This is a genomic window from Herbaspirillum sp. NPDC101396, assembly GCF_044767365.1.
GTDB lineage: Bacteria > Pseudomonadota > Gammaproteobacteria > Burkholderiales > Burkholderiaceae_D > Herbaspirillum.
In genome coordinates this window covers 394,892-416,107 of record NZ_JBIWNT010000003.1, presented here as the reverse complement: position 1 = coordinate 416,107, position 21,216 = coordinate 394,892, and the positions used below count along the sequence as shown (strand labels likewise).

Sequence of the window (21,216 nt, the reverse complement as noted above, 5' to 3'; positions counted from 1 at the left end):
TACAGAAATGTCATGCCTCTGGTCTCAACAATACCTTGATAGATGCCATCGAATCGGCCACCTTGATGGCCTTGTCCCACTCCGCCAAGGTAAAACTATGCGTCACAATTCCTTTGGACGTGACTAACCCGCGTGCCAGCAAATCAATGGCAATCGGATAGCAATCGGCACTCAAGTGAGCACCCCGCAAATCCAGTTCTTTTTCCTCGCCTATGATGGACCAATCAACCGTAGTGTCCCGCCCGAATACGCTGAATTCAACAAAACGCCCGAGCTTGCGAATCATGTCCAGGCCTTGCGTGACACCGATTGGCGCGCCAGTGGTTTCAACGTAGACGTCGCAGCCGTAGTTGTCGGTCAGGTTTCGCACGACTTTCTCCGCAGTTTCCCGAGTTGGATTGATCACGATATCGGCACCGAAGATCTTGGCCAGTTCAAGCCGCTCATCGACCATATCGATGACGACGAGCTTCTTCGGTGTTTTCAGGCGCACCACTTGCACCATCAACAGCCCGAGCGTGCCGGCACCAGCAATGACCACCACATCATCGAGTTGGATGTCACCACGATTGACGGCATGAATAGCGCAAGACAAGGGTTCCGTGATAGCAGCATCTTCAAATGCGATATGTGTAGGTATCTTATGAATCACGGCACGTGCCGACAATCGCATATAGTCAGCCATACCGCCTTCCGCGACCTGGCACTGGAAGCCATAGACGTCATGTACCTCGCACATCCATCGATAGCCAGTTTTGCAATAGCGGCATTTCTGGCAAGGGACGATTTGCTCGGCGATCACCCGGTCGCCCAGCGCGACCCCATGATATGTTTCGGCGCCTGGACCAAGCTCCACGACATGCCCCCAGAACTCATGTCCGGGGATCACCGGCGGCTTGACATAGGACGGCTTGCTTTTTTCCTTGTCGCCCCAGAACCGCGCCGCTCCGGCGTAGCATTTACAGTCACCGGCGCAAATACCGCAAGAGGCGATTTTGATGATCACTTCGTTGATGCCGGCAGCCGGCCGCTTGACGCGTTGCAGTCGGTAGTCTTTCGGCGCATGGCATACCACCGCCAACATGTCTTGTTCATGGAAATTCACGTTTTTTCCTTTGACAATTGTGCTTTCACGTCTGCCCGTGAAGAACAGCGACGTCGGACGAAATAATCCGCATGGACAGTCCCTGCCTTATGGGCAAAATCTTTCATCGCTCAGGTTCTTCAGACAGCTTCGTTTGTAATGATCCTGCGATGCTTTGCAGGATCAGAAAGCAAGAACAGGATCCGGCATCGAGGACACCAATGGACCGTTCACCCAGCCTGCTGGCGCGGCCGATACGCGCCTGCATCGCCTTAGTTGATTGCATGCCGGCCTCCGCCGCTTTCGTCATTGTCGTTAAGCACTCTGCAAACGAACTACCTTGCGATAACGCCTGGCGATAGGCATCGCGTGCAGGAATCAAGGTGTCGACCAGAGTTTTGTCGCCGACCTTGGCGTCACCGATGGTTTGCACGGCATCGATTGCCGCCGACAAGGCGTTAAAGAAAAGTTCTTTGTCCAAGTTTTTTTGCGTCCCCAACACTTCACCGAAGGTCATGAAAAAACTCCCGTACAAGGGCCCCATGGAACCGCCGATGCCTTCCATCAAGACCAGATACAACTCGTTGAAAGCGCCCGCCAGCGATCCGCCGCGCTGCAGGGCCAGCCTTTCGCCACATTGCGTAAAACCTTTGCTCATGTTGATACCGTGGTCGCCGTCGCCAATAGCCCCATCGATTTCGCTCAGATATTCGCGGTTGCGGTTAATCGCAGCAACCAGATCTTCGACCACCCAATACGCCTGCGTCATATCGAAATCGTCTTTCATTTCCGCTCTCCGATTGTCAACCCCATGGATTCACAGGGATAGGACATGCATTGATCGAGTTCGTCGTCCAGGCGCATCAATGTCAACGTGACGCCCATCATTTCCAGCGAGGTAAACAGATTTCCGACCAGCGAATGTCGCACCTCAATGCCGGTCTCATGCAAATAATCGACGACATCTGCATAGAGGATGTATTGCTCCATTAATGGCGTTGCTCCCAGACCGGAAATCAACACCGCGACCTTGTCACCGCGAACGAAGGGCAAGTCCTTCAGGAGCTTGTCCAACATGAGCCTGGCCATGTCCTTTGCCGGCACCACACTTTGCACCAGTACGCCGGGCTCGCCGTGGTGCCCGATGCCGACCTCCATCTCGCCCTGCTTGATGACAAAATTGGCTTTGCCGACGGCCGGAATCGTGCAGGCAGACAAACCTACGCCGATGGAGCGAGTGTTGCTTATGGCCTTTTGCGCGGCCGCAACGACCTGTTCGAGACCGGCTGCCTGCGCCGCTGTGGCAGCGCCCACCTTCCACATGAAGATCTCGCCCGCGACGCCGCGCCGTTTGCTCATTTCATCAGCGTGTGCCGAGGCGGCATCGTCATTGGCGACAACGGCCCGAACCTCGATGTCGGCTCGCTCCGCCATCTTCATCGCCATTTTCACGTTCATATTGTCGCCGGCGTAGTTCCCATACAGGCAAGCGATACCGGCGCCGCCATCAGCCGCCTGAAACGCGTCAAAAAACGACTTTGCCGTAGGCGAGGAAAATACTTCCCCCACCGCCACTGCATCCACAAGATTGCGACCGACATAACCGATGAAGGCAGGCTCATGGCCGGAGCCGCCACCCGTAACGATTGCTACGCGTCCCCTGACCGCCGCTGCGGCGTGGCGCACCACACGCGGGTTTTGCGGCCAGACCGATAATTCCGGACGCGCAGCGACGATGCCGCGCAACATATCCTCGACCACCATGTCGGGATGATTGATGACTCGATTCATTGGGATTCCTTATGCTTGCCATCACCCAGTGAGGCGACGACGATCGTGATTGTTATGGCGACAGTACTTGGCAATATTGCGCCGACCAAAAAGTTGGGCTATTGCACCGAATAACCGCCGTCAATGAGGATATTTTCGCCAGTGATCATGGCTGCCTGTTCGCTGGCAAGATAGGCAATCAGGCTGGCGACTTCCTGCGGCTGCGCGAAACGGCCCGCAGGGATTCTTTTGCGCATTTCTTGACCCGCGGCACCTGCCCAGGCTTGTTTTCCGAGCGCCGTTTCGACCACTGTCGGCGAGACGGCGTTGACAGTGACACCATCCTTTGCCCATTCCAGCGCCAGCACCTTGCTCATACCGACCAAGCCGGCCTTGCTGGCGCAATAGGCTGCGTGACGCTCAAGACCAATCACGCTGGCCTGGGAAGCAAGGTTGACGATACGGCCATATGCCTGTCGCCGCATCGCAGGAGCCACCGCTTGTGCCAGCAGAAACGGCGCCTTGAGATTGATTGCCATGGTGGCATCCCAGGCTGCCTCCGACAAACTGTCAGCCGCCTCCAGCAAGGCGACGCCGGCGTTATTGACCAGCACGTCGATACAACCATAGCGCGCCATGACCTGTTTTACTACCTTGACGATGCTTTCGGCGTCCGTCACGTCAAGCACACAACCAAGATGACGGTCAATGCCGCCCGTCAGTCGCGCGGCGACCTGTACCACCTCCGTCTGACGATCCAGCAATACCACTTGCGCGCCGTAAGACGCGAACAACTCGCTTACCGCTAATCCGATGCCGCTGGCAGCGCCGGTCACGATGACGACGCGACCGGAAAAATCGTATGTTTGTTTGGGTGATGCATTCATTGCCGACATCTCCCGGTAATCACTTCTTCACTTTTTTCAGGAACGCGTCGGCGTTCGCTGGCACGATTGCGGTCCAAGGCACGCTGTACGACTTGGCCGCGCCGTCGCCCCAAGGCATGGTGTCGGCATATTCGCGCCAGATCGGCGAACGCGGTTGGTAAGACGCTCCCTTGAGCGTTCGCAACGCGACATCCAGCGCGCCTTGGGCCTGCGCCTGTGCATCCTGAAAATTGGTCGTCATCTCGCCGCGTTTGACGGCCTGAATCGCGGCAGCAATGCCATCCACACCGACGACCGGAATGGTCTTGATATCGAGACCCTTGGATTTGATCGCCTGAACCGCACCGAGCGCTTCATCGTCATTTTGAGCAATGACGCCGTTGATCTTGCCCGGATAGGCCGTCAGCCAATTTTCCATCAAGCTCATGGACTCGGCGCGAGACCAGTTTCCGGTCTTTCGGGCCAATACTTTGACATCTTTGTATTTGGAGAGAATCTCGTCATTGCCCTTGGCCCGCTCGATCTGTGCAGACTGGCCGATAGGTCCTTCGATCACCACGATATTTCCCTTGCCACCGATCGCCTTCATCAGGGCCTCGGCTTCCATGCGACCGGCGACCACGTCGTCATTGCCGACGTAGGACGTCAATACGTCTCCCAGCACCCTGGTATTGGATCCGATCACAGGAATACCGGCCTTGATCGCCTTTTGCACAGCCGCGGCACCGGCCTTGAGGTCGATCGGCACAAAAATGATGGCATCGTACTTCTGCGTGATCATGGTATCGAACTGATTGCTTTGCATGAGCGCATCGTAATTACCGTCGAAGATGGTGATCTGCACCGAACCGTCCTTGACTGCCGGATGCGCCTTGAGCTGATTGCTCCACATTTGCATGAACTCGCCTTTCAGGCCGTACACGGCGGCGCCAATGCGCAATGGTCTTTCCTGCGCATGCACAGACAAGGACATGGTCAGGCCCAGTCCACACAGAACGGCAATTTTTTTCAACGAAATCATGATGGTCTCCGAAAATGTTTGAGCGAGTTACTGCTTTTTGCGAGAAGCATCCAGCAAGACGGCCCCCACAATAATCACGCCCTTGATAACTTGCTGGTAATAGGAAGAAACGCCGAGCAAATTAAGGCCGTTGTTGATCACACCGATGAGCAAAGCACCCACGACCGTGCCACCCAACGACCCCGTACCACCCGACAGGCTGGTGCCGCCAATCACCACCGCAGCGATCGCGTCCAGTTCATAAGAAACCCCTGCCTGGGGCAACGCAGCCGTGGTGCGTGATGCCAGCAGAATTCCTGCGAGAGCTGCCAATAAGCCACTGACGACATACACTGCGAAAAGTACTTTGCGCGTGCTGATCCCGCTGGTCTTGGCGCTCTTGGCGTTGCCACCGACGGCGTAGATATAGCGTCCGTAGATGGTATAGCGCAGGACAAACCAACTGATCGCGATCACTGCGACAAAAATCAGGATGGGTACCGGGACTTGCCATACGTAACCGGCGCCGATTTCCAAAAAGTCGTCGGGCAAATCCGATACCGGCATGCCATCGTTGTAGATGTAGGTCAAACCACGTGCGGCGCTAAGCATGCCCAGTGTGGCGACAAATGGCGGCACGGACAGGCGCGCCACCAACAATCCATTGACCGCACCGAGCAACGCTCCGAAACCTAGCCCCGCCAACAAGCTCGTCGTCACACCGTGAGAATTGTCGCCGGCGACCAGCCAGGCGCTTACCATCCCGGCGAAGGCGAGTATGGCGCCCACCGATAAATCGATGCCGGCGGTGAGGACCACAAAGGTCATGCCGATCGCGAGGATACCGTTGATGGAGGTCTGCCGAAGAATGTCGGCCCAGTTGCCCCAGCTCATGAAGTACTGATTGCTGAACGATAAAAAAATGCATAGCGCAATCAACGCCGCCAAAATGCCGTAGCGCGCATAAAACTGCTGCAAACTGAAGGCAGGTGTCGAGGAAGGCAGAGCGATAGGAGTGATCTTGATATTCATCACGAGGCCAAATGTAAGAGTTCTTCTTGGGTTGAGGTATGTCCGTCCAACATGGCGACCACGCTGCCGGCCTTGAAAACGGCGATCCTGTCGCTGACGTCCAGCACTTCTTGCGCCTCCGAAGAAACCAGAAGTACCGCGCCGCCGTTTTCCGCAAACTCGTTGATGAGCTGATAGACCTCCCGTTTGGCGCCCTCGTCTATGCCGCGCGTCGGTTCATCGCACATCAGGCACACGGGCTCGGTCGACAGGCAACGCGCCAGTACGACTTTCTGCTGATTGCCGCCGCTCATTGACGACACAGGCAGATTCACGGAACTGGTTTTCATGCGAATGCGCTTCACCATATCGCCGACCAGGCGGTTCACACGCTGTCGATCGATCAGAGCCAGACGAGACATGCGTCGGTAGGCCGACAATGCGATGTTGTCGCGGATCGAAGCCGTGAGCACCAGGCCGGTTTCCTTACGATCTTCGGTGACAAGTGAAATGCCCGAGGCAATGCTCTTGCCGGGATTTCCAACCGGCAGCGATACGCCCCGCAAGCGAATATCCCCGTCGTCCGGCCTGGTAAGCCCATAGATGCAATTGAGATATTCGCTGCGCCCGGCCCCCATCAGACCGTAGATGCCCAACACCTCTCCGGCGTGTACACGCAATGAAATTCCGCTGAACTCACCGTTTCGGCTCAGACCTTCGGTCTCCAATACCGCCTTGCCTGCGGCCCGGCGAGATCGTGTTGCGGTTTGCAATTTGCGGCCAACGATCGCTGTAACCAGCGCAGCGCGGTTAATGTCTGCGATGCGTCCGCTTTCAACAAAGCGACCATCGCGAAACACCGTGTAGTCATCGGCGATCTGGAATATCTCGGACAAACGATGGGAAACATAGACTATCCCCGCACCCTGGGCCGTGAGGCTACGGATCGCGTTGAACAACACTTCCGTCTCGCGTTCGCCGATCGCCGACGTCGGCTCATCCATGATCATGACGTCGCAATCGCGGCTGAACGCCTTGGCGATTTCAACCAGTTGGACTTGCGCCAGACTCAATGAGGACATGCGCAGACGCGGGTTGACGGGAAACTGCAAACGGTCGAGCAAAGCCTGCGCTTGCCGCAGCATGGTCTTGAAATCGACGCAGATTCCGGCAGTGCGCGGCTCTCGTCCAAGATAGATATTTTCCGCAACCGTCATGCCTGGGATCGGCGACAGCTCTTGCGTAATCATGGCGACCCTGCTTTCCAGGGCCTCTCCCGGCGTCGCAAAATCCACCTGGCGACCATGAAGGAAAATCTCGCCGCCATCGCGACGGACCATGCCCATCACGATACTCAGGAATGTCGACTTGCCGGCACCGTTGCCGCCACACAGCGCATGCACACTGCCCGGACGCAATGCCAGACGACCGTCCGTCAATGCAGGAATCCCCTGAAATGATTTTTTTACCCCAGCCGCATCAAGAAGCAGTGTTGCCATGATTTGTCTCCAGCAATTAACATTTGATCCTTAAAGATCTTTTTTTCACTGCGCCGATGGTAGCAAGCGAGATTTTTGGCTGTCAATCACACTGAGAAAACTCTGCCAGATTTCGAATTAAAACGAATATAACGACAAATAAAATCAATATAAGAATAATAAGAGGAAGATAGGCACTTATACTTCTTGACTTCGTTATTGTGAAAAATGAGAATTTGATTTGTTGCGATCATTTTTTCACCACACTCACCGACGCGACTAGAAAGGAAAAATATCGTGGAAATCGCCATCGGCTGTGACGAGGCAGCGTTCGAACTGAAGGAAATCATCAAGCAGCATCTGGCCGGCAAAGGCCTGGCGGTCACTGACTTCGGCACATATGACACCCAGCCGGTCATCTATCCGGATATCGCGTTCGCGGTGGCCGAGGCCGTTATGGAGCAGCGTTTTTCCCGCGCCATATTGCTCTGCGGGACCGGCATCGGTATGGCGATCTCGGCCAACAAGGTGCCCGGAATGCGCGCGGCCCAATGTCACGACACTTACTCAGCTGAACGGGCCAGCAAAAGCAACAACGCTCAAATCATTACGCTGGGCGCGCGCGTGGTGGGCCCCGAACTGGCAAAGTCGATTGTGGACACCTGGCTGTCATCTGAATTTTCCGGCGGGCGCTCGGAGTCGAAGCTCAACCGCATCCGCGAATACGAAAGCAGCCTGCAAAAACAAAAATGAACGACAATCCGGACACCAAGATCCGGACTTCAGGGAGAGAAGAAATGAAAGGACCAGCAGATGTCGACCGATGAGCTGACGCGGCTCGCGACGCTCTACTACGTAGACGGACTGACGCAGGACGAATTGTCCAAACGATTTTCGATTTCACGCCCGACTATCGGCCGCATGCTCAAACGTGCACAGAGGGAAGGCATCGTTGAAATTCGCGTCCGCCATCACCCTGGCGACACCCGCCAGCTCGAGCATGAACTGATGACACGCTTCGGAATTGAGCGCGCCATCATCTCGATCAATCACAATGATCAGGAAAGTCAGCGTGGACTCCTGGCTGGCTTGGTCGCCAGCCATCTGGACCGGATTCTCGCCAACGACATGATCGTGGCGGTCGGCATGGGTCGCAACATCAGCGCGGTCTCCGAGCATGCGGTTTCGTCGATGCAGCGCAATTTGACCTTTGTCTGCGCCATTGGAGGCTCCTATCGCGGCGGCGAAACGATGAATTCCGATCATATTTGCCGTCGCCTAGCCGCGCGGTTCGGCGGCGAAAGTGAAACCCTTTATGCACCTGCCTTGGTCAGCGATCCTCAGGTTCGCAGCAGTCTGCTCGCCAATGACACCGTCAAGCAAACCTTGGATAAAGCGCAGCGGGCGCATATTGCACTGATCGGTATCGGCGATATCAACGAAGACAGCAACATGGTGCGCATGGGCTGGTTTTCACCACAGGAGATTCTTGATGTCAAACGCATGGGCGCCGTTGGCGACATGATGGGTTACGATTTCATCAACATGAATGGAGAGCCGGCTCAGACATCCCTGCAAGCGCGCGTTATCGGTCTGACTCTGGACGACTTGCGGCGCATTCCCAATGTCATCGCAGTTGCCAGTGAAAACTCAAAAACCACGGCAGTCCTCGGGGCGCTGCGCACAGGCGTCATCAATACCCTAGCCACGACAGAAACAATGGCGCAGTCCATTTTGACGCTGGAAGAAGCGACACGCCCGCGCGAAAAATAGACATTCCTGGCAAAACGCCCTGTCCGCAACAGCCGACAGGGCGCTATTCATACCTGTACCACAACGCTTATGCGATCGCACGCCCCTGCAACGAAGCGATGCGCGATTCGATCGGAGGATGGCTGGAGAACAAACCCATCCACGAACCGCGGCCGGCGATGCCGGAAGCCTGCAGGTTTTGCGGCAGGCCGTCGGCTTCCATGCCGCCCAGGCGACGCAAGGCGCCGATCATCGGCGTCGGCGTTCCCATCAGTTTGGCGGCGCCGGAATCCGCGCGATATTCGCGCTGGCGCGAGAAGTACATGACGATAATGCTGGCGAGGATGCCGAAGACGATTTCGCACACCACCACCGTGACCATGTAGCCGATGCCGGGACCGGACGACTGCTCGTTGTTGCGGCGCAGGGCCGAATCGACGAAGTAGCCGACGATGCGCGCGAAGAACATCACAAAGGTGTTCACCACGCCCTGGATCAGCGTCAGCGTGACCATGTCGCCGTTGGCGATGTGCGCGACTTCATGCGCCAGCACGGCTTCCACTTCTTCCTTGGTCATGCCTTGCAGCAGTCCGGTCGAGACCGCCACCAGCGAATTGCTCTTGCTGGCGCCGGTGGCGAAGGCGTTGGGCGGACCGTCGTAGACGGCGACTTCGGGCATCGTCAGGCCGGCGCGCGTGGCGAGACGATTGACCGTGTCGACCAGCCACATTTCAGTGGAATTCTGCGGATGCTCAATGACGCGCGCGCCGGTCGACCATTTGGCAATGGTCTTGGACAGCAGCAGCGAAATGAACGAGCCGCCGAAACCCATCAGCGCACAGAACATCAGCAGCATGCCGAAGTTGAGGCCGTTGGCGGTCATGTAGCGGTTGATGCCGAGGATGCTGGCGGTGACGCTCAGCACCAGCATCACTGCCAGATTGGTGACGAGGAAAAGAATGACGCGTTTCATGATGCTTCCTATGCAAAGAGAGCGCGACCGTGCAGTGACGATCGTCGCGAAAAAATCGGATTCGGAAAAAGAATTGTCGCCGCGTTGGACAGAATCGGACGCGGACAGGGATCAGACGACCGGAGGCGGCCGCAGTATATCGATGAACGCGGACTTGCCGCCGCTCACGTGGGGATACAAATGGGGAAAGGATTGCCAGTCCAGCGGCAAGGTGGCCACAGGCACCGGCAGAGTCTGGTCTTCCAGGTCGGCTTGCACCTCCCATGGATCGAGATTGGAGTCGGCTTCATCGCCTGCCGCCTGCACGCTGCTCAATGCGTCCGCATCGACATGATCTGAAGCACGCTGCCGCTCTTCAAAAACAATGAGAATCACGTCCTCCGTCGCCGCCACCGAATTCACCACAGGCTCAAGCGTCCCCGCAAACAATTGCAGGGGAAACAGGAATGCCAGCAACAAAAAGCAGAATCGGCGCATGGGCAAGGCAATAGGGGCCAAGGGAATGACGTTGAAATGGATCGGGACAAAAGGCAATAAGGTCCGCAAGGGCCGCATTATACGCAAAAGCAGCCGGACATTTATCCACAGAAAATGTGGTCAACTCTGTTGATAACTTGTTTATGACCGCGTGTAACCCGCATGCGTTCAAGCTTTCATGCGATTGGACGAAAATTGCTCAGGATGCGCTTTGCACGCAGTTGCGCCCCTGCTTTTTGGCCCGGTACAAGGCGCCGTCGGCGACGTTGAGCAGGGTCTTGCCTTCGCTGGCCTGGTTCGGCGTCATGGTGCAGACGCCGACGCTGATGGTCATGTTCGGCCGCACGGTAGATTTTTCATGCACAATCGCCAGGTCGCTGACGCTGGCGCGCAGCCGCTCGCCGAAACGCTCGGCCTGCTCCGGCGTGAAGCCCGGAATCAGCATGATGAATTCTTCGCCGCCGTAGCGCGCACAGATATCGGTGGGCCTGCGCATCTGCGCGCGCAGGGTGTTGGCCACCAGTTGCAGGGCCTTGTCGCCTTCGACGTGGCCGTAGTGGTCGTTGTACTGCTTAAAGTAGTCGATGTCGATCATGAACAGCGACAGGCTGCTGCGATTACGTTTGGCCGTGCGCAACGCAATCGCATAGCTCTCGTCGAAGAAGCGGCGGTTGTAGATGCCGGTGAGGCCGTCGGTGATGGCTTCGCGTTTCAGGGCATCGGAATGCGAGATCAGCATTTTTTCGCGCTTGATGGACGTGCTCGAATCACTGATCTGGATCAGGCAGCTGGCCGCCTTACCTTCGCTGGCTTGCAGCGGCGTCATGACGATCGACTGGTGCATGCGCAGCGGCTTGTCGCTCTTGTCCTGCTCGAGGAACAAGGGCAGCGGCGAACGGTGCAACGCGCTCGACATCATGGCCGGCAAGCCGTAGCCGATGGCGTTGTTGAGCGTACGCAAAAAACCCGGCGTGAGTTGTTCGCCGAACAGCGCGATGATGTTCTTGCCCAGCGCCTGCTCGCCGGTAATGCGGCTGTGCCTGGCCATCCAGTCGTTCCACAGCAGGATGTTCAGATCGCTGTCCACCACGACCAGTCCCAGGCCGATGCTGTTGACCACTTCTTCCGGAGAAAATCCCAAAGATGCCGCGCTGCTCATGACGTGCCGTTCAGAGAATATTGTTCAAGTATTGCTGGATATGCGAGATCAGCTTGCTCAGCGAGGTCGAGCTGAGCAGGAAGATCAGGTGGCCTTCGGTATGGTGTTTTTCCAGCACCAGGTCGATATGTAGGACCAGGATGTAACTGCTGTCCCCATCTTCTTCGCCCTTGTCCGCCAGCCGCGTGGTGATTTCGTCCGGCGACGACATGGCGTAGGTCGGCAACGAACTGTTCAGGCTGATGCCGAGCATGTCCGCCATGGCCGACAGGCAGGCGTTGAGGATGATGTTGCCGAGCTCGCACATGGCTTCCTGCTCGAATTCGGCGAGGTCCTCGATGCTCATCTGCGAGCCCATCATGTCGCGCACGATTTCGAGCGCGTAGTTCTCGGTAAACAGCAGCACCGCCTCGGCATCGAACGGGCCGGAAAACAGTTGGCTGACGGTGGCGAACTTGTCGTCCTTGAGCGTCAGCACGCGGCTGTTGACATCCTCGGCCTTGAGCACTTCGATGGAGGGTACCGACAGCATGACTTCTTCGCCGACGATTTCGCTCAGGCTGAGCGCCGCCCTGCCGGCGCCGACGTTGAAGACTTCGGTGAGCGCGTCGAGCTGGATCTCGGAGAGAACCTTCGCCTTCATGCATTCCTCGCGAAATGGCCGAGCGCCTGGGCGATAGATTTTTCCGTCACCGGCTTGGCGACGAACAAGGCGCCCAATTGCTGTGCGCGCGATTGGGCGGCTTCCTGGATATTGGCCGAGAAAATCACCACGCGCAGTTGCGGATGTTTGGCGAGGATGATTTCGGCGGCGTCGGTGCCGAGCATGCCCGGCATGTTGATGTCCATCGTGCAGTAATCGGGCAGGTCGCGCTCGACCGCGCCGATTGCCTCGTCGCCGCTGGCTGCCTCCTGCACACTCCATTCAGGATAGGCGGCGAGGATGTGCGCCTTGATGACCATGCGCGAGACTTTACTGTCGTCGACGATCAAGACTTTCTTTGGAGTGGGGATGGCGGACATGTCGGCATTCATGGATAAAGTTGTCTTTTTTTCTACATTCTACTATTTTTAAATCGAATATTTTCAAGTGTTACAGAAACGGAGACAAAATCAACGTCGATTTTTTTCACGAAATCTTGCCTTAAAACAATGACTTGCCGTAAATCATCTGCGCCATTGTCGGCATCCCGTCTGTGACGCGGCTCTTCACGCATTCACATGAGAAAGGAAACCCTCGGCCTTGCTTGAAATGTGGGTGCTCTCCAGCCTCCCATCCGCCCCTTGCCGCCACAATGCGCTTCCTGGCGAAGAACGCCTCGCAGCTCATCGGCCCGGCCTCAGGATTGATCGCCTTCGAGAACCGCCACAAGCGGAGCATGCAGACTGCTACGTATAACTACGTAATTAGGGTTAGGTAGAATGCGCGACATGAACTTACGTCACAAGATCATTTTCCTCGCCATCGTGCCGCTAGCGCTGGCCTTGTCCGCGATTGCGCTGGTGGTGCGCCACCAGGCGGTGACGCTCGGCCAGCAGCAACGCGCATCGGTACAGGCCGCCTATCTGGCGAGCAAGGATGCCGAGCTCAAGCACTACGTCGATCTCGCCACGCGCGCGATTGCGCACCTGTATGAATCAGGCCGCAGCGACGCCGCCGTGCAGGAAGAAGCCAAGCGGATTCTCGAGCGCCTGGATTTCAGCGACGACGGTTATTTTTACGTCTATGACCAGCACGGCAAGAACCTGGTCCATCCGCGCCAGCCCGAGCTGGTCGGCAGCGAGATGTGGGACTGGCGCGACGCCAGCGGCAGCCCGACCATCCAGCTGCTGATCGCGCGCGCCAACGAGGGCGGCGGCTATGTCCGCTACCTGTGGGAGAAGCCGTCCAGCCGTACGGTCGCGCCCAAGCTCGGCTATGTGGTGGCGATACCGAACTGGGGCTGGGTGGTCGGCACCGGCATCTACCTCGACGACGTTGATGCCGCGCTGGAAAAGATCGACACCCAGGTCTCCGGCCATATCCACGAGACCATGCTGCTGATCGCCGGCATTGCGATCCTGAGCGCGCTGGTGGTGGCGCTGTCGGGTCTGCTGCTCAACGTCAGCGAACATCGCGTCGCCGACGCCAAGCTCAAGCAACTGGCGCAGCGCGTGGTGCGCTCGCAGGAAGAGGAACGTGCGCGGCTATCGCGCGACCTGCATGACGGCATCAGCCAGTGGCTGGTGTCGATCAAGCTGCAGATCGAAGCGGCCGTGATCCGATTGTCCGGCACCCCCGACCAAGCTGCAGCCGCCAAACTCAGCGTCGAACGCACCGCCACCCAGATCACTGACGTGCTGGCCGAAGTGCGCCGCATTTCACACGACTTGCGCCCCGCCATCCTCGACGATCTGGGCTTGGCCGCCGCGCTGGAACATCTGTGCCAGGAATGGAGCAGCACCGCATCAACACCGATCGCTTTCCATGCAGGCACCCAGGTCGACACCTTGTCAGGCGGCGCCAATACCGTGCTGTTCCGCATCGCGCAGGAAGCGCTGACCAATATCGCGCGCCACGCCCAGGCCACGCAGATCGACATGCAGCTGCACGCCGACGCCGGCCACGTCACGCTGGAGATCGGCGACAACGGCATCGGCTTCAACCTCGACCAGATCGACGACCATCCCAAGCGCGGCATCGGCCTGCGCAACATGGTCGAGCGCCTGGAAGCCGTGGGAGGCAGCTTCTCACTGCGCTCATCGTCGGAAGGCACGGTCGTGACCGCCCGCATTCCCCACTCAACCGCACCGGTATATCCCTATGTCTGAGTCCGCATCCGCCCCCCGTGTTACCCGCATCATGCTGGTCGACGATCATCCGCTGGTGCGTGACGGTTTGCGCGCGCGACTGGAGACTGCCGCAAACCTGCATGTGGTGGCGGAAGCCGGCGGCGCCGACGAAGCGCTGAAACTGGCGACGCTGCATGAAATCGACCTGGTGCTGATGGACATCAACATGCGCGGCATGAACGGTATCGACCTGACGGCCGAATTCCACGCGCGCTTTCCGGAGATCGCGGTGCTGATCCTGAGCATGCACGACAAGAGCGAATACGTGATGCAGTCGATCCAGGCCGGCGCGCGCGGCTATGTACTCAAGGACGCGCCGGGCCAGGACATTATCCGGGCCATCGAGACGGTGATATCGGGAGGAATCTATTACAGCGCCGCGCTGGCCAGGAAGCTGTCGCAGCCGCTGGCGGCGGGCGACCTGCTGACCTCGCGCGAGCGCCAGGTGCTGCAGCACATCGCCAACGGTGAATCGAACAAGCAGATCGCGCGTGACTTGGACCTGAGTGTGCGCACGGTGGAAACACATCGCCTGAACATCAAACGCAAGCTCGGCATCGATGGCCAGGCGGAGCTGATCAAATTTGCGGTGGAACAGCGCTACGAGTAAAGAGAAATCGGCAGAAAAATCAGAACAATAAAATCAAGCGCACGGATGAAAGCCGTGCGTTTTTTGTTTTTACAGCTTCAGCGTCAGCACTTCGCCGAACGCAATCGCATGTGCATTGACTGCTGCATGCTCGGCCATCTTGGTGACCGCCAGACCGAGTGCGCGCGCCTGCAACAGGCGGATCGTGCCGGCGTGGCAGACCACGATGGCCTGGCTCTGCCCGCGCTGCTGCAGATCGCTGCAAAAAGCGTCGACGCGTTGCGCCACGTTGAGGACATTCTCTCCGCCGCCAGGACGATAGCCGACCACATCACTGGCCCAGGCATCGATTTCCGCTCGCGGCAAATCATCCCAGGCGCGCTGCTCCCAAGTGCCGAAATGCATTTCCATCAGGCGCGGATCGTAGCGCACCGGACCCGCATTGAGCGCCGTGGCCAGCGGTTCGGCCAAGAAGACGCAGCGTTGCAGTGGACTCGAGTACACCGGCACGTGCGGCGGCAGTGCAGGTTTGACCTGCTCAAGCACCTTGACGCATTCTTCTTCGGTCACGGCCAGGTCGCTGCTGCCGTAGCAAAGGCCTTTATCGATAACGGGTTGGGGATGGCGGATGAGATGCAGCAACATGGTCGACCTTTCTGTTTATGTAGGTAAAGCCGGCGACATTGACGCTGCGGCCAGCAGGCCCAGGTAGATCGCGACTTCACTGAATTGTTGAACGGCGCCGAGGCAGTCGCCGGTATAGCCGCCGATGCGGCGCTGAAATTTTCGCGCGAGGAACCAGGCAGCTGCGGCGCCGAGCAACATGGCCGGCAGCAACGCCTGCAGCACCAGCCACCCTGCTGCGACACACACGACCAGCGGCAGCGCGGCGGTAATCGCGGCGACGGCAAATTCGCCATTGCTCATGTTTTGCGCCAGCGGCTTGACCTTGCCCTCTTCGCGCACATACGGCATGCGCCAGATCAGTGCTGCGGCGAAGCAGCGCGACAAGGGATGCGCAATCAGCAAAGCAGGCATCACCTGCAGGACGGGCAGCGACGCCAGGCCGACGATCTTGGTCGCCAGCAGCAGCACGATACCGATCACGCCGTACGCGCCGACTCGCGAGTCACGCATGATCTCAAGCACACGCGACGCTTGCATGCCACCGCCAAAACCATCGCAGACGTCGGCAAAACCGTCTTCATGGAACGCGCCCGTGAGGTAAATTCCGGCTGCGGTCGACAACAACACCGCCACCACTTGCGGCAGCCACAGCGCCGTCAGCCAGTAGACGGCGGCGCATGCCAGCGAAACAAGGATCCCGATCGCCGGAAAGTAACGCGCTGCATGCTGCAACCAGGCAGCGTCGAAACCGACCCAGCGCGGCGCCGGCAGGCGTGTGAAAAATTGCAGCGCCGTGAAGAACAGCTGCAGCTGATAGCGCAAGCCGGTGGCGGGTGTCGGCGTGGGCGCGGCAGCCATATCAGGCGCTCTTCTCACTGACCTGCGCAGAGGAAAACGTCGCCATCTGCGCCAGGAAGTTGACCGCTGCATGCAGCAACGGCAAGGCCAGGGCGCTGCCGGTGCCTTCACCCAGCCGCAGATCGAGTTGCATCAGCGGCCGTGCGTGGAGATGTTGCAACATGCGACGGTGGCCATGTTCGTCGGAACAATGCGAGAACAGGCAATAGTCGAGGATGTCCGGCTGCAGTTTTGCCGCCACCAGCAAGGCCGAGGTCACGATGAAACCGTCGATCAGCAACACCATGCGGCGCTCCGCAGCCTCGAGCATGGCGCCGGCGATCATGGCGATTTCAAAACCGCCGAAGGTACGCAATATGTCCAACGGATCCTCGGCGCCGGCATGCAGCGCGACCGCCTGCTCGATCACCTGCTGCTTGTGGCGGATGCCATCGGCGGCCAGGCCGGTGCCGGCACCGACGCATTCTGCGACGGCGATGCCGGTGATCTTGTGCATGATGGCCGCAGCCGCAGTGGTGTTGCCGATGCCCATTTCGCCGAAACCGAGGACATCCACCGACATCGCCGCTACCAGGTCCATGCCGTGCTGCAGCGCTTGTTCGCACTGTGCCGCACTCATGGCCGGCTCTTTCGCGAAGTTGCGCGTACCGGGCCCCAGCTTGCGCGAGATCAGCCCTTCGCGCTCACCGAACTCATGGTTCACTCCGGCATCGACGATGTGCAGCGCGCAATCGTTCTGGCGCGCAAACACGTTGATTGCGGCACCTTGCTGCAGGAAATTTTCCACCATCTGCCAGGTCACGCTTTGCGGATAGGCCGAAATGTTTTCCGCCACCACGCCATGGTCGGCCGCAAACACCACGACGGCGGTACGGTCGATGCGCGGCGTGTGCGATTGCTGGATGAGGCCGATGCGGTGCGCGACGAACTCCAGCACGCCGAGGCTGCCGTGCGGCTTGGTCTTGTTGTCGATCGCTGCTTGCAAGGCCGAAGCCAGCGCAGCGTCTTGCGTAGGAGCTAACTGTGGAATGCGCATAGCAGGATCACGATGCCGCGACCGGAAAGTGGGAACAGGTTTGAAAGGACGTCAGTATAAGAGATAGCGGCGTTCTGCGAGCAAATGTGCCGCGATGAAGTCCCGATCTTTACATTTCGATGTGCCTGGGCACATTCAATTGCGTTTAATTGCGGTCATCGGATATCACCAGTCGGAAACACGACAGGACGCCCGTCATTCAGGATATTGGCGTCCGTGATCCATTGCTGGTGGTGCGCACGGTCCTCGTAGGAACTGATGCATTGCACGCGCGCGCCCTCGGGCACGTCGATGGCGACCTTGCCAACCATGGCGATGCCGGCCTCGGTCCATTCCAGAGATTCGCCGGGCACCATGCCGCGCCGGATCACTTTGCCCTTGAGCAAGATGCGATAACCCAGCCGCAGGCGATATTTGTCCATCGATTTTGCCGTCCACAGGCCCAGGCTGGCGCTGGTGCCGATGATGGTCGAACCCGCGAACACCTGCACCGGCGTCTGCGCAATCACTTCCAGCCGGCTCTTGCCTTGCGCCATGCCTTCCAGTCCATAGTCATGGCATAACTCCTCGACGGTATCGTAAGGCAGCTCGCCGCCTTTAAGGATCCAGTCGCTTTCCGGCTGCGGCAGAAATTTCTCGCGGCTGCCGCCGTTGATTTCCAGCCCGACCAGTCGATGGGATTGCGCCGTCATTTCCGGCACCAGCAGGAGCGGATCCGATACCAGCACTTCGCCGCCGTCGCCGGGCGCCATGCGCAGGATGCCGTGGCCGTCGAGCTGACAGCCCTGCGGCGACAACAGGCCCCCGATCAGTTGCTCCACGCTCATCGATGAGGACGAGATATCCCACTGCCCGGCCTGGATGGCGCCGGCACGATAGGGTTCGGGAATCAATATACTGGGAGAAACGTCGAGGAAAATCCGCGCCGAGACGACGTTGAAACGACCGTCTTCATATTTCGCCAGGTAATACAGGCAAGCGCTGTGATAGGCCTTGCGCCAACCGGCAATCAACTCGAAAAACGCGTCGATCTTGCGTAAAGAGGATTCTTTCATGGAATCGCCATTGGTGATGGTTCACTTCCCCCGCCCGCACCGGCGCTGTCGATACGTCGACATTCTTGAACACGACAGCTTCCGGTGCAATATCCGGCGCTCCTGGACATTGCCTGTTTTTGCTTGTACTTTGCAGCCTGTTGCATGCGCGAACCGCAGCGGCATGGCCGTCCGGTCGCTTATCCATTGTAGACAGATTACGGAGAATGGCAAAAATGCCGCTCGTCATCTGCATGCAGGACAAACGGCATTTCGTTTCTACTTGCGGCGACCTGGCTCCAGGCGCCGCAGCTGACAATTTATTTGGCCAGCGCCTTGATGAGGGCGGCAGTCAGATCTTCGATGACGAACTTCGCCACATAACCGTCGGCGCCGATGTTCTTGACGTGATCTTCGTTAGCCGAGCCGGACAGCGATGAGTGAATCACCACCGGGATGATTTTGAGACCGTCGTCGCGCTTGATGTTGCGCGTGAGCGTAAAGCCGTCCATCTCCGGCATTTCCAGGTCGGTCAGCACCATCGCCACGCGATCGGTGATGGGCACGCCCTGGGACTTGGTTTCCTTGTAGATGTCCTGCAGCTTTTCCCAGGCTTCCTTGCCGGTCTTGCACATCACAAATGGCAGACCGAGCGCCTTGAGACCGCTCTCAACCAGCGAACGGGCGACCTTGGAATCGTCCGCCGCGAGGATGACTGAACCCGGCTTGAGTTTGATATGTTCCAGACCGGTCATGTCCATGTCGCGCTCGGTCGGCATGATTTCATGCAGGATCTGTTCGACGTCGAGCACCTGTGCAAGACGGCTGCTGCTGACGTCGTCGTCGAGGCGCGCGATGCTGGTGACGAAGTTGCCTCCGGCCTTGGATTCGGCCGACAAGACCTGGCTCCATTCCAGCCGCACGATTTCATCGACCGACTCCACCGCAAACGCTTGTGTGCTGCGCGCGTACTCGGTGACCAGCAGGATGTTGAGGCCGCTCTTGGGCACACAGCCGACTACTGCCGGCAAATCGATCACGGAAATGATCTGGCCGCGGATGTTGACCATGCCGAGCAGCGGCGAACGCGTACCGGCGGCCTTGGTGATCTCCTGCATCGGGACGATTTCGCGAATCTTGAATACATTGATGCCGAACAGCTCGGAACGAACACCGTACGGGTCCGTGCCCAGGCGGAACAGCAGCAGTTCGAACTTGTTGGAACTCGTGAGATTGGTTCTCTCGTCGATTTCTTTTTGAAATGCATCCATTTCCCTATCCCCCGTTTGTTATGAACCACCCTCGTCGACCGGAATACCAATGTAGAGTGTAATTGCTTAAAAAACAATTACATCCAACGAAATGCGACATAAAAGTAACGATGCGCTGATGATACCTGCACTGTGCGGGTGCAGCACGGTGCAGATGCAGCAGGGCGTGGGACCGGAAGATGAAATGGGGTAACTATGGACGGCAGGAAAAAAGCGAGCCAAAAATGAGCCGGAAAAGAAAAAAGGAAGCTCATTGCTGAGCTTCCTTTTTAATTTGGAGCGGGAGAAGAGGCTCGAACTCTCGACCTATACCTTGGCAAGGTATCGCTCTACCAACTGAGCTACTCCCGCATGGAGTGTTTGGAGGCGGGGGTCGGGATCGAACCGGCGTAAACGGCTTTGCAGGCCGCTGCATAACCACTTTGCTACCCCGCCAGGGGACACTGAAACTGCTGTCAATTGCGATGTATTGTCAACCGGCTTCCGAGGAAGTTGTTCCGACTGATGGCCAAACTCTCACAATGAAAAAAGGAAGCGTTTTGCGCTTCCTTTAGTAATTCTGGAGCGGGAGAAGAGGCTCGAACTCTCGACCTATACCTTGGCAAGGTATCGCTCTACCAACTGAGCTACTCCCGCATCAACAACAGAACGCTATTATAGAGCTTCCATAGGAGAAGTCAAGCGCCACTTTTACTTTCCTGCACTTTTTTAATGAGCGGCCAGGCCTTGCGCAGGTAGTAAAGCATCGACCAAACCGTCAGCACCGCAGCGATCAGCAACAGCCAGTGGCCCCACTCACGTGTGTCGATGATGCCGAACAGATCCGAGTAGAACAGCAACATCGGAATGGCGATCATCTGCGCGGTGGTTTTGATTTTCCCGAGCGAACTGACTGCCACCGATTTGGAGGCGCCGAGTTGCGCCATCCATTCGCGCAGCGCGGAAATGGCGATCTCGCGACCGATGATGATGAAGGCCGTGATGGGATGCACACGGTCCAGATGCACCAGCACCAGCAGCGCACCGGTGACCATGAGCTTGTCGGCTACAGGGTCGAGGAAGGCACCAAAGGCGGAGGTCTGGTTCCAGCGCCGGGCAAGGAAGCCGTCGAACCAGTCGGTGGCGGCGGCGACGACAAATATGGCGGTCGACGCCACGCCTTGTTCGAAGCGCGACAGGCCGAGTTCCGGCACGTAAAACACGCCGACCACCAGCGGAATCAGGGCGACACGCAACCAGGTGAGCAAGATGGGGAAATTGAATGGCATACGTTTATTTGTTGTCGTCGACGGGTGCGCGGATTGAAATTTACCGAGATAGTATCAGAGCCGCCTCTTAAAACCTGTTACTGGCGGAAATGACGCGCCCGCATCGCACT

Annotated in this window: 22 protein-coding genes and 3 tRNA genes; 4 read left to right on the top strand and 21 right to left on the bottom strand. The window is 58.0% G+C overall.

Annotated features, from left to right (window positions below; genetic code table 11):
* Positions 1-10: 10 nt before the first annotated feature.
* From ACIROY_RS11610 to ACIROY_RS11580, 7 genes are all read right to left on the bottom strand, one after another.
* The gene (locus ACIROY_RS11610) at positions 11-1,084 is read right to left on the bottom strand and encodes an alcohol dehydrogenase catalytic domain-containing protein (RefSeq protein WP_402342011.1); all 1,074 of its coding nucleotides are present in this window, start codon (positions 1,082-1,084) and stop codon (positions 11-13) included.
* A gap of 124 nt (positions 1,085-1,208) precedes the next feature.
* Positions 1,209-1,871 (bottom strand): dihydroxyacetone kinase subunit DhaL, encoded by a 663-nt coding sequence (gene dhaL, locus ACIROY_RS11605; RefSeq protein ID WP_402341647.1) that lies wholly within the window; start codon positions 1,869-1,871, stop codon positions 1,209-1,211.
* Entirely contained in the window at positions 1,868-2,875 is a 1,008-nt protein-coding gene (locus ACIROY_RS11600) for a dihydroxyacetone kinase subunit DhaK (RefSeq protein ID WP_402341645.1), read from the bottom strand. The genes dhaL and ACIROY_RS11600 overlap by 4 nt, the downstream gene beginning before the upstream one ends.
* A 98-nt stretch (positions 2,876-2,973) precedes the next feature.
* On the bottom strand, positions 2,974-3,741 hold the full coding sequence (locus tag ACIROY_RS11595) for a GolD/DthD family dehydrogenase (RefSeq protein WP_402341643.1): 768 nt from the start codon (positions 3,739-3,741) through the stop codon (positions 2,974-2,976).
* Between the two features lie 19 nt (positions 3,742-3,760).
* On the bottom strand, positions 3,761-4,714 hold the full coding sequence (locus ACIROY_RS11590) for a substrate-binding domain-containing protein (RefSeq protein ID WP_402342009.1): 954 nt from the start codon (positions 4,712-4,714) through the stop codon (positions 3,761-3,763).
* Positions 4,715-4,789: 75 nt separating this feature from the next.
* Positions 4,790-5,773: an ABC transporter permease gene (locus tag ACIROY_RS11585; protein WP_402341642.1), complete on the bottom strand. Its 984-nt coding sequence runs from the start codon at positions 5,771-5,773 to the stop codon at positions 4,790-4,792.
* A complete protein-coding gene (locus ACIROY_RS11580) occupies positions 5,773-7,251 on the bottom strand; it encodes a sugar ABC transporter ATP-binding protein (protein WP_402341640.1) in 1,479 nt (492 codons plus the stop codon). Before ACIROY_RS11580 ends, ACIROY_RS11585 begins: the two co-directional genes overlap by 1 nt.
* A 276-nt stretch (positions 7,252-7,527) precedes the next feature.
* Here ACIROY_RS11580 and rpiB point away from each other — a divergent pair, with 276 nt between their 5' ends.
* Positions 7,528-7,983 carry a ribose 5-phosphate isomerase B gene (rpiB, locus tag ACIROY_RS11575; RefSeq protein WP_402341639.1) on the top strand — a complete coding sequence of 152 codons (456 nt, stop codon included), beginning with the start codon at positions 7,528-7,530 and terminating at the stop codon, positions 7,981-7,983.
* Positions 7,984-8,043: 60 nt separating this feature from the next.
* Positions 8,044-9,003 carry a sugar-binding transcriptional regulator gene (locus tag ACIROY_RS11570; RefSeq protein WP_402341637.1) on the top strand — a complete coding sequence of 320 codons (960 nt, stop codon included), beginning with the start codon at positions 8,044-8,046 and terminating at the stop codon, positions 9,001-9,003.
* A gap of 67 nt (positions 9,004-9,070) precedes the next feature.
* On the opposite strand, the gene htpX is transcribed toward ACIROY_RS11570, so the two are convergent.
* From htpX to ACIROY_RS11545, 5 genes are all read right to left on the bottom strand, one after another.
* Entirely contained in the window at positions 9,071-9,955 is an 885-nt protein-coding gene (gene htpX / locus ACIROY_RS11565) for a protease HtpX (protein ID WP_402273046.1), read from the bottom strand.
* Positions 9,956-10,066: 111 nt separating this feature from the next.
* The gene (locus ACIROY_RS11560) at positions 10,067-10,510 is read right to left on the bottom strand and encodes a hypothetical protein (protein ID WP_402341635.1); all 444 of its coding nucleotides are present in this window, start codon (positions 10,508-10,510) and stop codon (positions 10,067-10,069) included.
* A gap of 121 nt (positions 10,511-10,631) precedes the next feature.
* A complete protein-coding gene (locus ACIROY_RS11555; RefSeq protein WP_402273052.1) occupies positions 10,632-11,591 on the bottom strand; it encodes a diguanylate cyclase domain-containing protein in 960 nt (319 codons plus the stop codon).
* 10 nt (positions 11,592-11,601) lie between these two features.
* Positions 11,602-12,234 carry a chemotaxis protein CheX gene (locus ACIROY_RS11550; protein ID WP_402273054.1) on the bottom strand — a complete coding sequence of 211 codons (633 nt, stop codon included), beginning with the start codon at positions 12,232-12,234 and terminating at the stop codon, positions 11,602-11,604.
* A complete protein-coding gene (locus ACIROY_RS11545) occupies positions 12,231-12,614 on the bottom strand; it encodes a response regulator (protein ID WP_402273057.1) in 384 nt (127 codons plus the stop codon). Before ACIROY_RS11545 ends, ACIROY_RS11550 begins: the two co-directional genes overlap by 4 nt.
* A gap of 408 nt (positions 12,615-13,022) precedes the next feature.
* On the opposite strand from ACIROY_RS11545, the gene ACIROY_RS11540 reads away from it, so the two are divergent.
* Together ACIROY_RS11540 and ACIROY_RS11535 are read left to right on the top strand one after the other, a co-directional pair.
* Positions 13,023-14,402: a cache domain-containing protein gene (locus tag ACIROY_RS11540; RefSeq protein ID WP_402273059.1), complete on the top strand. Its 1,380-nt coding sequence runs from the start codon at positions 13,023-13,025 to the stop codon at positions 14,400-14,402.
* Entirely contained in the window at positions 14,395-15,033 is a 639-nt protein-coding gene (locus ACIROY_RS11535; RefSeq protein ID WP_402273061.1) for a response regulator, read from the top strand. Before ACIROY_RS11540 ends, ACIROY_RS11535 begins: the two co-directional genes overlap by 8 nt.
* 69 nt (positions 15,034-15,102) lie before the next feature.
* Here the strand turns inward: ACIROY_RS11535 and ACIROY_RS11530 are convergent, their stop codons facing one another.
* The 9 genes from ACIROY_RS11530 to pgsA all read right to left on the bottom strand — a co-directional run bounded on the left by ACIROY_RS11530 (position 15,103) and on the right by pgsA (position 21,106).
* Positions 15,103-15,657 (bottom strand): histidine phosphatase family protein, encoded by a 555-nt coding sequence (locus ACIROY_RS11530; RefSeq protein WP_402273064.1) that lies wholly within the window; start codon positions 15,655-15,657, stop codon positions 15,103-15,105.
* 15 nt (positions 15,658-15,672) lie between these two features.
* Positions 15,673-16,497 (bottom strand): adenosylcobinamide-GDP ribazoletransferase, encoded by an 825-nt coding sequence (locus ACIROY_RS11525; RefSeq protein ID WP_402341634.1) that lies wholly within the window; start codon positions 16,495-16,497, stop codon positions 15,673-15,675.
* 1 nt (position 16,498) lies between these two features.
* On the bottom strand, positions 16,499-17,533 hold the full coding sequence (gene cobT, locus ACIROY_RS11520; RefSeq protein WP_402341632.1) for a nicotinate-nucleotide--dimethylbenzimidazole phosphoribosyltransferase: 1,035 nt from the start codon (positions 17,531-17,533) through the stop codon (positions 16,499-16,501).
* Between the two features lie 155 nt (positions 17,534-17,688).
* Positions 17,689-18,588 carry a hypothetical protein gene (locus ACIROY_RS11515; RefSeq protein WP_402341631.1) on the bottom strand — a complete coding sequence of 300 codons (900 nt, stop codon included), beginning with the start codon at positions 18,586-18,588 and terminating at the stop codon, positions 17,689-17,691.
* A gap of 299 nt (positions 18,589-18,887) precedes the next feature.
* A complete protein-coding gene (locus ACIROY_RS11510; protein WP_402273072.1) occupies positions 18,888-19,838 on the bottom strand; it encodes a chemotaxis protein in 951 nt (316 codons plus the stop codon).
* Between the two features lie 275 nt (positions 19,839-20,113).
* Positions 20,114-20,189, bottom strand: a tRNA-Gly gene (locus tag ACIROY_RS11505).
* 10 nt (positions 20,190-20,199) lie between these two features.
* Positions 20,200-20,273, bottom strand: a tRNA-Cys gene (locus tag ACIROY_RS11500).
* 125 nt (positions 20,274-20,398) lie between these two features.
* Positions 20,399-20,474, bottom strand: a tRNA-Gly gene (locus ACIROY_RS11495).
* Between the two features lie 41 nt (positions 20,475-20,515).
* Positions 20,516-21,106 (bottom strand): CDP-diacylglycerol--glycerol-3-phosphate 3-phosphatidyltransferase, encoded by a 591-nt coding sequence (pgsA, locus tag ACIROY_RS11490; protein WP_116433523.1) that lies wholly within the window; start codon positions 21,104-21,106, stop codon positions 20,516-20,518.
* Positions 21,107-21,216: the final 110 nt, after the last annotated feature.

Excerpts from the sequence above, each read along its gene's own strand:
- ACIROY_RS11610 (WP_402342011.1), bottom strand. The coding sequence starts at position 1,084 with ATGTTGGCGGTGGTATGCCATGCGCCGAAAGACTACCGACTGCAACGC.
- dhaL (WP_402341647.1), bottom strand. The coding sequence starts at position 1,871 with ATGAAAGACGATTTCGATATGACGCAGGCGTATTGGGTGGTCGAAGAT.
- ACIROY_RS11600 (WP_402341645.1), bottom strand. The coding sequence starts at position 2,875 with ATGAATCGAGTCATCAATCATCCCGACATGGTGGTCGAGGATATGTTG.
- ACIROY_RS11595 (WP_402341643.1), bottom strand. The coding sequence starts at position 3,741 with ATGAATGCATCACCCAAACAAACATACGATTTTTCCGGTCGCGTCGTC.
- ACIROY_RS11590 (WP_402342009.1), bottom strand. The coding sequence starts at position 4,714 with ATGTCCTTGTCTGTGCATGCGCAGGAAAGACCATTGCGCATTGGCGCC.
- ACIROY_RS11585 (WP_402341642.1), bottom strand. The coding sequence starts at position 5,773 with ATGAATATCAAGATCACTCCTATCGCTCTGCCTTCCTCGACACCTGCC.
- ACIROY_RS11580 (WP_402341640.1), bottom strand. The coding sequence starts at position 7,251 with ATGGCAACACTGCTTCTTGATGCGGCTGGGGTAAAAAAATCATTTCAG.
- ACIROY_RS11570 (WP_402341637.1), top strand. The coding sequence starts at position 8,044 with ATGTCGACCGATGAGCTGACGCGGCTCGCGACGCTCTACTACGTAGAC.
- htpX (WP_402273046.1), bottom strand. The coding sequence starts at position 9,955 with ATGAAACGCGTCATTCTTTTCCTCGTCACCAATCTGGCAGTGATGCTG.
- ACIROY_RS11560 (WP_402341635.1), bottom strand. The coding sequence starts at position 10,510 with ATGCGGCCCTTGCGGACCTTATTGCCTTTTGTCCCGATCCATTTCAAC.
- ACIROY_RS11555 (WP_402273052.1), bottom strand. The coding sequence starts at position 11,591 with ATGAGCAGCGCGGCATCTTTGGGATTTTCTCCGGAAGAAGTGGTCAAC.
- ACIROY_RS11550 (WP_402273054.1), bottom strand. The coding sequence starts at position 12,234 with ATGAAGGCGAAGGTTCTCTCCGAGATCCAGCTCGACGCGCTCACCGAA.
- ACIROY_RS11545 (WP_402273057.1), bottom strand. The coding sequence starts at position 12,614 with ATGTCCGCCATCCCCACTCCAAAGAAAGTCTTGATCGTCGACGACAGT.
- ACIROY_RS11540 (WP_402273059.1), top strand. The coding sequence starts at position 13,023 with ATGAACTTACGTCACAAGATCATTTTCCTCGCCATCGTGCCGCTAGCG.
- ACIROY_RS11535 (WP_402273061.1), top strand. The coding sequence starts at position 14,395 with ATGTCTGAGTCCGCATCCGCCCCCCGTGTTACCCGCATCATGCTGGTC.
- ACIROY_RS11530 (WP_402273064.1), bottom strand. The coding sequence starts at position 15,657 with ATGTTGCTGCATCTCATCCGCCATCCCCAACCCGTTATCGATAAAGGC.
- ACIROY_RS11525 (WP_402341634.1), bottom strand. The coding sequence starts at position 16,497 with ATGGCTGCCGCGCCCACGCCGACACCCGCCACCGGCTTGCGCTATCAG.
- cobT (WP_402341632.1), bottom strand. The coding sequence starts at position 17,533 with ATGCGCATTCCACAGTTAGCTCCTACGCAAGACGCTGCGCTGGCTTCG.
- ACIROY_RS11515 (WP_402341631.1), bottom strand. The coding sequence starts at position 18,588 with ATGAAAGAATCCTCTTTACGCAAGATCGACGCGTTTTTCGAGTTGATT.
- ACIROY_RS11510 (WP_402273072.1), bottom strand. The coding sequence starts at position 19,838 with ATGGATGCATTTCAAAAAGAAATCGACGAGAGAACCAATCTCACGAGT.
- pgsA (WP_116433523.1), bottom strand. The coding sequence starts at position 21,106 with ATGCCATTCAATTTCCCCATCTTGCTCACCTGGTTGCGTGTCGCCCTG.